Source organism: Nocardioides marinquilinus (genome assembly GCF_039543705.1).
Taxonomy (GTDB): domain Bacteria; phylum Actinomycetota; class Actinomycetes; order Propionibacteriales; family Nocardioidaceae; genus Nocardioides; species Nocardioides marinquilinus.
In genome coordinates, this window is sequence record NZ_BAABKG010000017.1 from 1 (window position 1) to 559 (window position 559).

Below are 559 nucleotides of genomic sequence, written 5' to 3' on the forward strand. Positions count from 1 at the left end.
GTGGTGAGTCGCTCATCATCGGGCTTTTTGGCGAATGAAATTTAGCTACGCTTTCGAGTCTCATGCGCCTTCTCCCTGTACCTGAATCAATGTTAGGTTTCCGCAGAACACTGCGCCGGTATCGATATACATTTGGTTGGCAAACTTGAGTGGTTTCACTGCTGGCGTATGACCAAAGATGAACGTGTCCGCGCCTTTGATTTCTTTCACGATCCCGTTTTGTGAGTTGCTGATTCGTTCGCGGTTCCAGATTACCTGCTGATGATCAACTGGCTTTCCAAACTCGTATTCGTCAAAGGGATAATCGGCGTGGCAGATAACATATTTTTTATCTTTGCTCACCAGTTCGATGATTAACGGAAGTTCATCTGCTTTATGGGCAAGAGCTTTAGCCAGAATTTCTTTGTCGTAATCGAGATTAAAGAACCAGCCACCGCCATTAAGCAGCCAGTGATTAACGTTTCCACGCTCTGATAAGCCATCAATCATCATTTGCTCATGGTTTCCACGTACAGCTCTGAACCAGGGGAATGTGATTAATTCCAGGCATTCAACGTTC

Annotated in this window: 1 protein-coding gene; it reads right to left on the reverse strand. The window is 45.4% G+C overall.

What is annotated here, in order from left to right:
* Positions 1 to 60: 60 nt before the first annotated feature.
* A partial coding sequence (locus tag ABEA04_RS22975) for a metallophosphoesterase family protein (RefSeq protein WP_345464707.1) occupies positions 61 to 559 on the reverse strand: 499 nt, incomplete at its 5' end.